Source organism: Anoxybacillus sp. B2M1 (assembly GCF_001634265.1).
Lineage (GTDB): Bacteria > Bacillota > Bacilli > Bacillales > Anoxybacillaceae > Anoxybacteroides > Anoxybacteroides rupiense.
Window position 1 is genome coordinate 2,048,096 of sequence record NZ_CP015435.1, and the last position, 13,241, is coordinate 2,061,336.

General features: G+C 41.8%; 16 protein-coding genes. 4 read left to right on the forward strand and 12 right to left on the reverse strand.

Translation table 11 applies throughout. From position 1 onward, the window contains the following. Nucleotides 1–120 precede the first annotated feature (120 nt). A complete protein-coding gene (locus tag GFC28_RS20265) occupies nucleotides 121–582 on the forward strand; it encodes a VanZ family protein (protein WP_172798650.1) in 462 nt (153 codons plus the stop codon). Nucleotides 583–1,095: 513 nt separating this feature from the next. Here GFC28_RS20265 and nikC read toward each other — a convergent pair. The 9 genes from nikC to fabL form a co-directional block, all read right to left on the reverse strand. Continuing rightward, entirely contained in the window at nucleotides 1,096–1,995 is a 900-nt protein-coding gene (gene nikC / locus GFC28_RS09970) for a nickel transporter permease (RefSeq protein WP_044741733.1), read from the reverse strand. 22 nt (nucleotides 1,996–2,017) lie between these two features. Beyond that, on the reverse strand, nucleotides 2,018–2,992 hold the full coding sequence (locus GFC28_RS09975; protein ID WP_221212082.1) for an ABC transporter permease: 975 nt from the start codon (nucleotides 2,990–2,992) through the stop codon (nucleotides 2,018–2,020). Nucleotides 2,993–3,086: 94 nt separating this feature from the next. Next, nucleotides 3,087–4,691, reverse strand: coding sequence for an ABC transporter substrate-binding protein (locus GFC28_RS09980; protein WP_044741735.1), 1,605 nt, complete (start codon nucleotides 4,689–4,691; stop codon nucleotides 3,087–3,089). 56 nt (nucleotides 4,692–4,747) lie between these two features. Next, on the reverse strand, nucleotides 4,748–5,716 hold the full coding sequence (locus GFC28_RS09985) for an ABC transporter ATP-binding protein (protein ID WP_044741736.1): 969 nt from the start codon (nucleotides 5,714–5,716) through the stop codon (nucleotides 4,748–4,750). After that, the gene (locus GFC28_RS09990; RefSeq protein WP_044741737.1) at nucleotides 5,682–6,707 is read right to left on the reverse strand and encodes an ABC transporter ATP-binding protein; all 1,026 of its coding nucleotides are present in this window, start codon (nucleotides 6,705–6,707) and stop codon (nucleotides 5,682–5,684) included. The genes GFC28_RS09985 and GFC28_RS09990 overlap by 35 nt, the downstream gene beginning before the upstream one ends. Nucleotides 6,708–7,287: 580 nt before the next feature. Beyond that, the gene (gene ntdP / locus GFC28_RS09995) at nucleotides 7,288–7,824 is read right to left on the reverse strand and encodes a nucleoside tri-diphosphate phosphatase (protein WP_044741738.1); all 537 of its coding nucleotides are present in this window, start codon (nucleotides 7,822–7,824) and stop codon (nucleotides 7,288–7,290) included. 218 nt (nucleotides 7,825–8,042) lie between these two features. After that, nucleotides 8,043–8,306, reverse strand: a complete 264-nt coding sequence (locus tag GFC28_RS10000; RefSeq protein WP_044741739.1) for a YgaB family protein — start codon at nucleotides 8,304–8,306, stop codon at nucleotides 8,043–8,045. Nucleotides 8,307–8,614: 308 nt separating this feature from the next. Then, nucleotides 8,615–8,797 carry a gamma-type small acid-soluble spore protein gene (locus tag GFC28_RS10005; protein ID WP_044741775.1) on the reverse strand — a complete coding sequence of 61 codons (183 nt, stop codon included), beginning with the start codon at nucleotides 8,795–8,797 and terminating at the stop codon, nucleotides 8,615–8,617. Between the two features lie 250 nt (nucleotides 8,798–9,047). Next, a complete protein-coding gene (gene fabL / locus GFC28_RS10010) occupies nucleotides 9,048–9,797 on the reverse strand; it encodes an enoyl-[acyl-carrier-protein] reductase FabL (RefSeq protein WP_044741740.1) in 750 nt (249 codons plus the stop codon). A 73-nt stretch (nucleotides 9,798–9,870) separates the two neighbouring features. Between fabL and GFC28_RS10015 the strand changes: the two genes are divergently transcribed. Beyond that, on the forward strand, nucleotides 9,871–10,092 hold the full coding sequence (locus GFC28_RS10015; protein WP_044741741.1) for a hypothetical protein: 222 nt from the start codon (nucleotides 9,871–9,873) through the stop codon (nucleotides 10,090–10,092). Between the two features lie 133 nt (nucleotides 10,093–10,225). On the opposite strand, the gene mutY is transcribed toward GFC28_RS10015, so the two are convergent. Next, a complete protein-coding gene (gene mutY / locus GFC28_RS10020) occupies nucleotides 10,226–11,317 on the reverse strand; it encodes an A/G-specific adenine glycosylase (RefSeq protein ID WP_044741776.1) in 1,092 nt (363 codons plus the stop codon). A 150-nt stretch (nucleotides 11,318–11,467) separates the two neighbouring features. Here mutY and GFC28_RS10025 point away from each other — a divergent pair, with 150 nt between their 5' ends. Continuing rightward, nucleotides 11,468–12,448, forward strand: coding sequence for a metal-dependent hydrolase (locus GFC28_RS10025; protein WP_044741742.1), 981 nt, complete (start codon nucleotides 11,468–11,470; stop codon nucleotides 12,446–12,448). A 27-nt stretch (nucleotides 12,449–12,475) separates the two neighbouring features. Here GFC28_RS10025 and GFC28_RS10030 read toward each other — a convergent pair whose 3' ends face one another. Together GFC28_RS10030 and GFC28_RS10035 are read right to left on the reverse strand one after the other, a co-directional pair. After that, nucleotides 12,476–12,664 (reverse strand): hypothetical protein, encoded by a 189-nt coding sequence (locus GFC28_RS10030; RefSeq protein ID WP_066329611.1) that lies wholly within the window; start codon nucleotides 12,662–12,664, stop codon nucleotides 12,476–12,478. Nucleotides 12,665–12,678: 14 nt separating this feature from the next. Next, nucleotides 12,679–12,948, reverse strand: a complete 270-nt coding sequence (locus GFC28_RS10035) for a YfhJ family protein (RefSeq protein ID WP_044741777.1) — start codon at nucleotides 12,946–12,948, stop codon at nucleotides 12,679–12,681. 121 nt (nucleotides 12,949–13,069) lie between these two features. On the opposite strand from GFC28_RS10035, the gene GFC28_RS10040 reads away from it, so the two are divergent. After that, nucleotides 13,070–13,225, forward strand: a complete 156-nt coding sequence (locus GFC28_RS10040; RefSeq protein ID WP_044741743.1) for a small, acid-soluble spore protein K — start codon at nucleotides 13,070–13,072, stop codon at nucleotides 13,223–13,225. Nucleotides 13,226–13,241 lie beyond the last annotated feature (16 nt).

Genomic DNA, 13,241 nt, shown 5'->3' on the forward strand with positions numbered 1-13,241 from the left:
AATGAATAAGGATGATTTACTTTGAGACTACTGATGGATATACTGCTATTTTCAGGGCCCATATTACTTTTTTACTTGTTCATTAGGCTTTTATTCATTCGAAAATCTAAAGTAAGGATGATGAAAGAAATTTCAAGGATTACTTTTCTTGCTTATATCTCTGCTTTAATTTTTATTGTTTGGATTGACCAAAGTACCCCGGTAAACTATCTCTTATATAATTTCGTCCCTTTCAAAACCATATTTACTTACATTGAAGATTTAATTTCCGGGACTAATCCATTCATTGCCTTTAAGAATATATTGGGAAATGTCCTCCTAACATTACCCATTGGATTTTATTGTGTTATTTTTACACGCGGTCTTTCTAAAGCCAAATTAATTGGTCTATCAATAGTAGTCCCCCTCATAATCGAATGTGGACAATACCTTTTGTTTTTGACGAAATTAGGGGGTCTTAGATCCGTTGATATTGATGATTTAATTTTAAATTCCATTGGCATTATAACGGGCTACTATTTTACCATGTACTTATTACAAAAAAGCCATAAAAAGCAGCAACAAGTAAATAACTATAACTGAATGATTCGTTAAAAAAGGAAAATAAAGCTTTAGCAAAACATAGGTTAAAATCTCTCATATAGCTGTAACCCAATTCCCCACTTACATATCGAGCCATAGAGTCAGCAAGAGGAGCTATGGTTCATGATTACGAGAGGGGAATTTTTATGATTAAAGGGGAAGGGCTATTTCCGATATCGCAAATGAAATGAGGATGAATCAGAAAACATTCCGAAAATAGATCCATTCTCTTTCCCATACAATGTTTGTCATATCGATACGGATTTCTTTAACTGAGCCAATCTTTTTTTCAGCAGCGCCTTCTAACATAACGTGATCCATTCTACTGAATGTATCGACATGTTCCCCCCTTCACTAAACAGATATGACGGTCGAGCGATGGAATAACATCGATTCAAGAACGATGAATAGATTGGAAAGCGCCCTTGTTTCAGCCTTCGTCATGGCAAAATTCAGCGACAATATATGAAAAAACGGCTATCCTTCGTTTAGGATAACCGTTTCGGTAATTCGTTAGCTTTTCATGCGCGGATCAAGCGCATCGCGCAATCCGTCTCCCATTAAATTAAATCCCAGCACCGTCAACATAATGGCAAGCCCAGGAAATACCATCGTCCAAGGTGCCTGTGTTAGAAAATCTTTTGAACTTGCTAGCATCGTTCCCCATTCCGGATTTGGCGGCTGCGCCCCTAAGCCGAGAAAACCAAGAGCAGCCGCTTCAATGATGGCAGTAGCGATCGCTAACGTTCCTTGCACGATAATCGGCGCCATACTGTTCGGCAAAATATGATGAAATAAAATACGAGCATCACTCATTCCTATCGCTCTTGCTGCCACGATATATTCCTCTTGCTTAATACTTAATACACGTGAACGAATCAAGCGACCAAAATTCGGAATATTAATGACCGCGATCGCAATCAATGCATTTTGCAGTGATGGCCCCAAAACTGCGACAATTCCGATGGCTAATAAAATACTTGGGAATGCCAGCATAATATCAAAGATACGAGAAATAATGGCATCTATCCATTTTCCGTAATAACCTGCTACAATACCGAGTAAAGATCCGACAACAACCGAACCGAGCACAGAAAAAAATCCAACCCAAAGCGAGATTCTCGCTCCATAAATGACGCGCGATAAAATATCGCGGCCAAAGTCATCGGTTCCAAAAAGATGCTCTTTCGATGGCGCCTGCAAGCGTTCGGAAAGGTTTTGCTCACTAATTTCATACGGAGCCAAAAGCGGAGCGAACACGGCTAATAAAATAAAAAACAGGACAATGGCCGCACCAACAAGCGCTATTTTATTTTTTTTAAAACTGCGCCAGCCTTCCTTCCAAAGTGAAACCGATTCTTCTTTGTCTGGTTTAACAGGGATTGGCGCTTGATTTCGGGCTAATTCGGCCATTTTGTTTCACCCCTTTGCAAAATTAATTGTACTTAATGCGCGGATCAACAGCAGCATAAAGAAGGTCGACAACTAGATTAATAAAAATAAAGATCGTTGCTACGACTAAAATTCCTGATTGTATCACGGGATAATCACGATAGCCGATTGCTTCATAAATATAGCGCCCAATTCCCGGCCAACTGAAAATCGTTTCCGTTAAAATCGCTCCTCCAAGCAACAGCCCTGTCTGCAAACCAATAACCGTCAATACAGGAATAATCGCATTTTTTAGTGAATGTTTATAAACGACCCAAAACATGCTTAACCCCTTCGCTCTCGCTGTACGAATATAGTCGGATTTCATCACTTCAAGCATGCTGGAACGGGTTATTCTTGCGATAATTGCCATAGGAATCGTAGCCAAAGCTATACTTGGCAGGATTAAATGCTGCAATACTTGCATAAACTGCTCTGTATTTCCTTGCAGCAATGTATCGATTAAATATAGATGAGTAATAGGTTCTATCGGATTTCGCACTTCCTCACGCCCAGATGTCGGAAGCCAATCCAAATGAATCGCAAATACCCACTGCTCCATGAGCCCCAACCAAAAAATCGGCATTGATACGCCTACTAGCGCTAATATCATCGCTGTATAATCAAACCAGGAATTTTGAAACCAAGCGCTTATAATTCCTGCATTCACGCCAATCACAATGGCAATCAACATCGCCGCGATAGACAGCTCAAGCGTCGCTGCTAAATATGGCCAAATTTCTTGCGATACCGATGTTCCGGTTCGAATGGATTCTCCTAAATCTCCTTTTAGCAGTCCCCCTAAATATTTGACATACTGAACATACCACGGCTGATCAAGCCCCAGCTTATGCGTCAATGCTTCGACCGCTTCTTTCGTCGCTTTTTGTCCTAAGATGACCTGTGCCGGATTTCCGGGAATCGCCCGAATCATAAAAAAGACAACGAGCGACATTCCTAACAAAACAGGAATCACCATCAAAATTCTCCGCAGCGTATAAGCAAACACGCTCTCACTCCTTCCTTGCGAAATTCAAAGGGAGAGGTATCCCCCCTCCCTCTCAACCTAGAATTTATTGAATCTCTACTTTTGTAAATTTATCGCTGCCTGTTGGATGCGGATTAAAGTTTTTAATCGTCGTTTTTCCTGCTAGCAGCGGTGTTGAGTGAACAAGCGGGATCCATGGTGCATCTTCTTTGATAATTTCTTGCGCTTTTTTGTAAAGCTCATTCCGTTTATTTTCATCGCTGACTGTTTGCGCTTCAACTAAAATTTTGTGAAGCTCCTCATTGGAGTAGTACGTATAGTTGTTGCTGCCGATGCTGTCCTTATCTAGTAACGCGTATAGGAAGTTATCAGCATCACCATTATCCCCGGTCCAGCCAAGCAAGAATGAGTCTGCCTCTCCTTTCGCTGCTTTGTCTAGATAAGTCGCCCATTCATATGTGACAATTTTTGCCTTGACGCCAATTTTCGCAAAGTTGGCTTGCAACGCTTCAGCAATTTTTTTCGCATCTGGCATATATGGACGCGGAACAGGCATTGCCCATAATTCCATTTCAAATCCGTTTGGATAGCCGGCCTGTGCCAAAAGCTGCTTCGCTTTCTCTAAATCAAACGGATAGTCCTGAATCGCATCATTATAGCCAGGAATGCTCGGAGGCATCGGGTTTTTCGCAGGTTCTGCCTGCCCAGCATAAAACGCATCAATTAGCGCTTGTTTATCTACTGCATAGTTTAGGGCTTGACGAACAAGTTTGTTTTTCAAAGGCCCCCTCGTCACGGTTAAACCAACGTAGCCCACGTTCATGGAAGGACGTTTAAACACTTGGAAATCCTTGTTTTCTTCAATCTGTTTTAGATCTGATGGATTCACATCTTCCATTAAATCAATTTCGCCTTTTAACAGCGCATTTAAGCGAGCTGAGTTGTCAGGAATAGAGACGAAGATTAACTGATTTAATTTTGGATATCCTTTCATCCAATAATCCTTATTTTTCTCAAGCACAATCCGCTCATTTCGCTTCCATTCTTTAAAAACGAACGGACCGGTTCCCACAGGATTTTCTGCAAACTTATCGCTATATTTTTCGATAGCTGCCGGACTGGCGATCGCAAACGGCGGCATTGCAAGGTTTTTCAAAAATGGCGCTTGTGGACGTTTTAATACAAACTGAACGGTATGATCATCCAGAGCTTTTACTTCTTTAATCACATGGCTTTCGTCATTTTTATATCCGCCAAACATCGATCCATAGTATGGGAATTGGTCGGCATTTCCATTAGCCCACCGTTCGAAATTAAATACGACAGCTTCAGCGTTAAAGTCAGTGCCATCATGGAATTTAACGCCTTGTCGAAGCGTAAATGTGTACGTTAACCCGTCTGGAGAGATATCCCATTTTTCAGCTAGTCCAGGCTGGACAGATGTGTCACCTTCATTATAGTCCAGCAGTGTATCAAAGATATTTTTCGTTACCTTCAATGATTCCCCATCTGTCACTGTTGCAGGGTCAAGTGCAACCGAGTCTCCCCCGCGCCCATATACTAGCGTGCTTTGTGACGATGTTCCTCCCTTTCCACCGCTGCTTGTCTTTTCTGATTTTCCACAGCCGACAAGCGCTACAGACAGTGCCAGCATAACAGCAAGCAATGTCATCAATGACTTTTTCTTCATAACATATTCCCCCTTTTTCCAGTAGCCTTATGTTTATGACTTCGTTGCTTTTCATCTCATTGATAAAGATGGCAAGCAACGTAATGTCCCTTTTCAACCTCTTGGAGCGTTGGCCTTGTCGTTTTACAAATGTCCATACAAGCGCTGCATCTTGTATGAAAAGCGCAACCTTTTGGCGGATTAGACGGGCTTGGCAAATCCCCTGTTAAAAGTTGCCGTTCCTGCTGATATTCAGGATCTGGAATAGGAACGGCCGATAGCAGCGCTTTTGTATACGGATGTTTAGGAGATTCGTATAGTACATCACTATCAGCTAACTCTACCATCCGGCCTAAATACATGACTCCTACACGGTCGCTGATATGGCGAACAACTCCTAAATCATGCGCGATAAAAATATAGGTGAGCCCAAATTCCTTTTGCAAATCCTCCAGTAAATTTAATACTTGCGCTTGAATCGATACGTCTAACGCGGAAACCGGCTCATCGGCAATAATCAGCTTCGGCCGGGTCATCAAGGCACGGGCAATGCCAATTCTTTGGCGCTGTCCCCCGCTAAATTGGTGTGGATACCGCTTGGCATGATAACTTCCCAGGCCTACAACCTCCAGCATTTCGTAAACTTTCTTCTTCCGCTCCTGCTTCGAGCCGATTCCATGTACAATTAGCGGCTCTTCAAGAATCTTTTCTACCGTATGGCGCGGGTTAAGAGAAGCAAAGGGGTCTTGAAATACCATCTGCATGTCGCGGCGCACTTTTCGTAATTCTTGCTTCGATAAATTTGTAATCTCTTGATTCTCAAACACAATTGAACCTTCTGTCGGTTCAATTAAACGCAGAAGCATTCGCCCCGTTGTTGATTTCCCACAGCCGCTTTCTCCAACAATGCCTAACGTTTCTCCTTTATACACAGTAAAAGTCAGATCGTCGACAGCTTTTACCTCGCCAATTTTTTTGCTGAAAACACCGCCCGTAATCGGGAAGTATTTTTTAAGATCTTTCACCTGCAACAACGGCTCGGTCACCCTTCGTTTCCTCCTCTCTTTGATGCAAAAAACAACGAACGCGATGCCCTGCTTGATCAATGGAGTATAGCTGCGGTGTTTCTTGAAAACATCGAGCAAACGCATGCTCACACCGTGCTGCAAACCGGCATCCTTGTTTGATCGTTCCCGGTTTTGGAACATTTCCCGGAATCGAATAAAGACGTTCCTTTTTTTCACGAATATCAGGAACAGACTGAATTAAACCGATTGTATAAGGGTGTTTTGGTTGCTTAAAAATCGTATGTACGTCGCCTTCTTCGACAATTTTTCCTGAATACATGACAATCACTCGCTGGCACACTTCTGCCACAACCCCCAAATCGTGAGTGATCATCATAATGGCTGTCTGGAAGTTTTGGTTTAAATCCTTCATGAGCTTTAAAATTTGCGCTTGAATGGTCACATCTAACGCAGTCGTCGGTTCATCGGCGATCAAAACAGCCGGACGACAAGCCATTGCCATCGCGATCATGACCCTTTGCCTCATTCCTCCCGATAATTGGTGAGGATATTCGTCGATGATGTCTTCCGCTCGCGGAAGACCGACTAGCTTTAACATTTCAATCGACCGCAGACGCGCTTCTTTTTTTGTGAGGTCTGTATGTGTACGAATGGCTTCGATTAGTTGATTGCCGATCGTAAACAACGGATTAAGAGAAGTCATTGGCTCTTGAAAGATCATCGCAATTTCATTTCCCCGAATCGCTTTCATTCTTTTTTCCGACGCATTGACAAGATTTTCGCCTTTCAACCAAATTTCGCCACCAACGACTCGTCCGATTCCTTTTGGTAACAGCCCCATAATCGATAACGAGGTCACGCTTTTTCCACACCCTGATTCTCCAACAATCCCCAAAACTTCCCCCTCGTTTATATAAAAATCGATATCATCGACCGCCGGAATTTCTCCATCATCTGTAAAAAAGGATGTTTTCAATCCTTTTACTTCTAGCACTCGTTGTTCCCTCATGACGTCACCTCCTATCTAAATAAAAAAGAATAGTAGTACAATTCTGCCATTTTCACTTAAATTATGCCACGCATAGAAGAATAATACAATAATAATATTCTAAAAAGTTCAAATTATATAAATAAAACAAAAATACCTGGATGAAAGATGAAAACCATTTTTTTCTAAGATAAAGAAAAGTATGTGTGAAATCTCCCATATGATATAAAATCCTCGCCGCGCAGCATGGCCGATCAATAACTGGTTTTGCACGCTCTCTTTATATTTAATTTCCTTAGATAATGATAAATATTTTTTTACTTTATCTCTTTATCAACCAAAAGACAGCGGCTTCGTCTCTTACATACAACTACAAACCTACGGACAAAGGCAAATCACCAACTTGCCTCAATTGTACTTTGGAATGACGCATCAAATTGTATCTATAACCTATGTCCATTGATTTTTCGACATCCCCAACCATTTTCTGGACGTTTGAACAGTTTTATTTTTTATTTATGCCGTTTTTCCAATCCGAATCTACACGAAAAAATAGGGTTCAGACACAAGTGTCTGAACCCTATTTTTTCGAACACTAGTATTAACTGCGATATGAAAGAAACTTCTCATACCACATGTCAATAAAATCAGGCGCAAACGGTCCTTTTCGCTGCTGGATCCAGCTAACGAGCTTTTGAACATTATTTTTTAAAATGCGATCGATCACAGCTGGATAATTCATCTCCTGTCGATGGCGCTCATACTCATCTTCATCTAAAAGATTATAGGTCATGCTTGGAAAAACTTTTATATCAAGATCATAATCAATATATTTAAGCGCCTCTTGATCCCAAACAAACGGCGAGCTTAAATTGCAATAATAATAAACGCCATCCTCGCGAATCATTCCGATAATATTAAACCAATGTTTCGCGTGAAAAAAACAAATGGCAGGCTCTCTAGTAATCCAAGTCCTTCCATCAGATTCTGTCACAACTGTTCGATCATTTGCTGCAATAATATAATTGGACGTTCCTTTTAATACCAATGTTTCTTTCCAAATTCGATGAATCGAACCATTATGCTTATAGCTTTGAATTTGGATAATTTCTCCTTCACGTGGATATTTTGTCGTCATTTTTCTTACCTACTTTCATATGGACACTTTCTATATATAATGATCCAACCCAAACCAATAAACCGTACTGAATTTCTCGCTTTTTTTGCCCTAGTCGGCAAGACTATTTACTTTCCGAACAAGTATGCCCTTCTCAAACAAGGGACCCTTGGTAGATACATTTGAATATATTATAAATAATTTCGCTTCGAATTGAAAACAAAAGAGCCACCAACTCATTATGATGGCTCGCCCGCATGACAATAATGGCGCTGGTAGGATCGAATGACTTCCTCCGTTTGTTTTTCAAATGTTTGCTGAATTTCTTTTAATTGCTGCTTCATTTGCTGAATTTCTTCTTGAACCGATTGCAGCTTCGCTTCATTTTGCAGTTCAATTAATTCTTCTTCTATGGATTGACATCTCTCAATTTCTGATTGCAAAAATAATAGCTGCTCCATCGTTTTTAGCTGCTCGCCGACTAAACGATCAAAAAGCTCCATACTCTTTCTCCCCTTTCAGCATTCTATCTTAATACATTCGGGAAAAGAGCAGGAATTTCCTTTGACTATATCTGTAGAGTAGTGATAACTTTTGTCGAGCATGTAGATAAAAAAGCGCAAAGCGTCCCGCCGAGGAGAGCTTGCGCAGATAACTCAGCGAAGCGGCTCAACATGTCGCTGCCACAGTGCGCAAACTGATGGCGCTTGAAGTTAGACAGCACCTTACGAACAGGATATAAAAAGGCACCCCCTTTACCGAAAAAAGGAGTGCCTAATGATATAGTCAAGCATGTTCACGCATTGGACGCTTAGCGTGATGATTTTTGTGATTTGCGCGCTTCAGCTTGAGCGTTTTGTTGTTTTACTTCTTGGACATCTGTTTCAGCAGCAAATTCTGTGCCAAATTGTCCTGCCGCACCAGCTTGAGCGTTTTGTTGTCTTACCTCTTGAATGTTTGTACCAGCAGCCGTTTTGTTTGGTTGTTTTGCCATCGTTATCACCTCCACGACTTTAATGTGTCCAGGAGGTGATTTTTTTATCCGCAAAAAATTACGCCGGCAGACGTAAATAAAATCAAGTTGAATTTCTTCGTCTGACAAGCGATAGATAGCAGCCAATGGAACGAAAAAACAGCCCATATCCATTCATGAACCTTCCCCCCGCTCCGTTAAGAGATGGAAGACTTCTCAGCGCAGTATGTTAAAAATTCGGATAGCCTAAGAAAAAAATGGATCAACCATGCTACATTAATAAAGATCTGCCACCATCCACAATAATGGTCTGTCCTCGTATCATTTCCGCTTGATCAGATAATAAAAATAAAACAGCATTGACGATGTCCTTCGGCTCGACCATTCGTCCGGCTGGCGTTTTGGCAACAGCATCAGCCAACAATTCAGCGCGATTCGGAAAATGTTTCAATGCGTCTGTATCAATTGCCCCGCCAGAGACGGCATTGACAGAAATATTTTTCGCCGCTAGTTCTACAGCTAGATAGCGAGTCAACGACTCAACAGCTGCTTTTGAAACCCCTACCGCTGTATAGTTTTCTAAATATCGGATGGAACCGAGAGAGCTAATGCTTACAATTTTTCCGCCTCCGACCTTTTCCATACGCTTTGCTGCTTCTTGCGCGCAAAAGAGCAAGGCCTTGCTGTTAATATGCATTGTCCAATCCCAATGGGATTCTTCCAATTCCATCGCTGCCCGCAATACTCCAGATGCAGCATTATTAATGAGAACATCTACTCGACCAAAAGCTTCGTCAATTTGTGCAAACATTTCCTGTATCTTTTCAACTTTTCCTACATTCGCTTTGACTACAAGCGCATGTTGACCTAATGCTTCAATTTCTTTCGCCGTCTGTAAAGCTGCTTCCTTGCTTCGCGCATAGTTGACAACGATATCGTAGCCTTCCTGCGCTAATCGAAGGGCAATCGCTTTGCCAATTCCCCGGCTGCTTCCAGTCACTACTGCCACTTTTTTGCTCATTTCTTCCTCTCCTTTATTATGTATAAATTTACGGGCTATTTTTTACACTATTGAGAAAAAGGAGGAATAGCCCATGTATGTTGGTCGTGATATGACAGAACTTTCCATGATACCAAAATCGAAATGGAAAGATAGCGAACTCGCCTTCTTTCACCATTCATTCCAGCAAATAGCCCCGTATTTAAACGCGGAGGGACAAGCCATTCATCGCGAAATCATTGAAGAAATTGAAGCGCGCGGTGTAAAACGAACAGAAGCTACCTATACAAAAGGAACAAGACCATCCTATGACTAAGGACGATTTTTTAGTCTGCCTTCCATCATTCATTCTCATGTTTTCACATCAGACGACTAGCAGACAAGAAACACAGTCATACAAAGTGCAGATCCGCCTAAGGCAGCAGTTGTTAACAGTCTGAGGCGGATTTTTATCCGCCTTCCTGTTTGAATTGCTTATATTCTTTCCAAATGCGTTGATGTGACACAGGAAAGGCATGCTGCTGAATCTCTTGCTCGCTCACTAGCTTTAGACGATCGTTTTCCGTTATATCGCCCATGATTGTACCACAATATACAACAATATTCCAAACCAAGTGAGAAAACACATGCTCTAAAGCGGCAAAAGGAAAACTTAGTTCCACGCAAGCTCCGTATTCTTTTTTAAGAAAAGCGGTCAATTCTTTTTGCGGCTGTTCTTTTCCTACCTCACAGTTTGGAAATTCCCATAAATTCGCTAAAAGCCCTTCTTGGCCCCGCTTATGAATGAGAATACGCCCCTGTTTATCCATAACAACAGCAGCGGCGATAGAAACCTCCTTCACTTTCGCTTTTTTTGTTTTCACAGGCAGCTCTTCTTGTCTTCCTTCTGCAAATGCTCGGCAATGGGCCTGAACAGGACAAAGCAGACAAGCAGGCTTCCCCGGAATACAAATGAGAGCTCCGAGCTCCATCAAAGCTTGGTTAAAATAAGAAGGATTCTCATGAGAAATAATCATTCTTACGATGTTTTCGAATATTTTCCTCGTTTTTACCTTTGCGATGTCTTCCTCTACTAAAAAAATTCTCGATAATACACGCATCACGTTGCCATCTACAGCTGGCTCTGGAAGCCCGTATGCAATGCTCAGCACCGCTCCAGTCGTATACGGCCCTACACCTTTTAGCTTTGAAAATTCCTCGGCGCTGTCAGGCACTTTCCCGCCGTACCGCTCCTTTACTTCTTTTACCGCGGCATGCAAGTTGCGGACGCGCGAATAATATCCGAGCCCTTCCCAAGCTTTGAGCACTTTCTCTTCATCAGCAGTTGCCAAAGATTCTAAAGTGGGAAATTGCTCCATAAACTGATGAAAATAAGGGATGACCGTATCGACTCTCGTTTGCTGCAACATCACTTCAGATACCCAAATTTTATACGGATCACTGTCCTTTCTCCACGGCAAATCGCGCTGCTCGCGCTCAAACCACTGAATTAAATCACGCTGAAACGCTTCGATCTGAAATTCTTTAATAAATGGTTGCATTTGTTGGTTCACGTTTGCTCCTCCAAGATGTTAAACTAATGATAGTATAGTGTGGATGTACAAAAAATTTCAATCGTTTGGTACATACCCAATCATCTAAAGAAAAGATGGATATACTATGAAACAGAACACTATAAGGAGGCTTCTTCGTTGGACACGGGAACACATATTGTCATGGGAGTGGCATTAGGAAGCATCGCCACTTTAGATCCTGTTATTGCACATGATCCAGCTTTAGCACAAGCTGTTTTAATCGGTACGCTAATAGGCTCTCAAGCTCCTGATTTAGATACGGTTTTAAAGCTAAAAAATAACGCTAAATATATTCGCAATCACCGCGGCATCACTCACTCCATTCCAGCTTTATTGATTTGGCCTCTACTCATTACAGGAGTTATTGCTCATTTTTATCCTATATCCAATATGTTTCATTTATGGATCTGGATTTCAATCGCTGTGTTTTTTCATGTGTTTGTCGATATTTTTAATGCCTATGGGACACAGGCTTTGCGGCCATTTACAAAAAAATGGGTTGCTCTTGGCGTGATTAATACGTTTGATCCGGCCATTTTTGGAATGCATCTTGCTGGCATCGGACTTTTGTTTCTTGGCGCTCATCCAGGCTATACGTTTTTAGCGATTTACGTGCTGTTAGTCGGCTATTATATCATTCGCTTTCGCCAGCAAGCAATGATTAAAAAAACAGTGATGGAAACCATTCCGCATGTGGAGCAAATCATTACCGTACCGACCTTGCGTTTTCGTGAATGGCATTTAGCGATTACGGCCAAAGACCACTTTTTCGTCGGCCGTGCCAAAAACGGCGCAATCCATATTTTAGATACATTTGAAAGATGCCCGATTCCTTCTCATCCCGCGATTGAAGCAGCCAAAAAAGATGAAAATTTAGCAGCCTTTCTCTCTTTTTCACCTGTTTATCGCTGGGAAGTCAATGAATATAGCGATCATTATGAAGTTCGCTTTACCGACCTGCGCTATCGAAACAAAGGATACTATCCATTTGTGGCTGTTGTACAGCTTGATCGCCATTTTCATGTTGTCAGCTCTTATACAGGGTGGATTTTCAGTGAAGGAAAATTGCGCAAAAAGCTCGAATTAATTCCGGGCTAATAAGTGATTGAAATCCCCACAATCGCTTCACGTTGTAGACAAAGTCAAATGGGCTTTGTCTACAATCATTTTAACGTCCTCGTTATCTTGTGCTGGCTGCACATCAGACCGGCTTGAAAACGCTTGGCAGGCAAGGAATGCAGCCTGACGACGCAAATCGAACCAAAACGTTTTAAGCGGACAAACAAGGTCAGCGACACAGGATGAAAGTGACACCACCAACCACCTATTTAGTGCTTTAAATAGTCGTCTCGGTTTAGTAAATGCTTGTACTTAGGATTTGTGGCCTTGAATTCATGGAGCTTGGCACCATATTGCCTAATCCATTGTCGAACCACTCTTTCTGTTAATTCTTTTCCCTTATAGGAATAACCTGCACGCGCATAAGTAGCTTCAAAATCCTCCCATAATAGCTCTACCCACGTTCGTGCTTGTGCATATGCCAGCGCATCATTTTGGTCGAGCAACTCCTTTGTCAGCCGCTCAAAATATTCGTTCATTGTCATCGTTTTTCTCTCCTTTCCTGCCAAGATTTGAACACATAACATGTCGACAATTCGCTATACTAAAAATGTGTTGGCAAACAACACAAACAGGAATGACGAAAGGGGAAACAAAGTCATGCGCAATAAAGATCGCAACTTCCCTAACCAAAATCATAACAAATTAGAAGGCGAACCTCGTGCCAAGGCAGAATACGCTTCTAAGCGCGCAAACGGCACAATTAATACTCATCCGCAGGAACGCATGAGCGCTTCAAATCATCGGGATGAATAACGTCTTACACTTATTT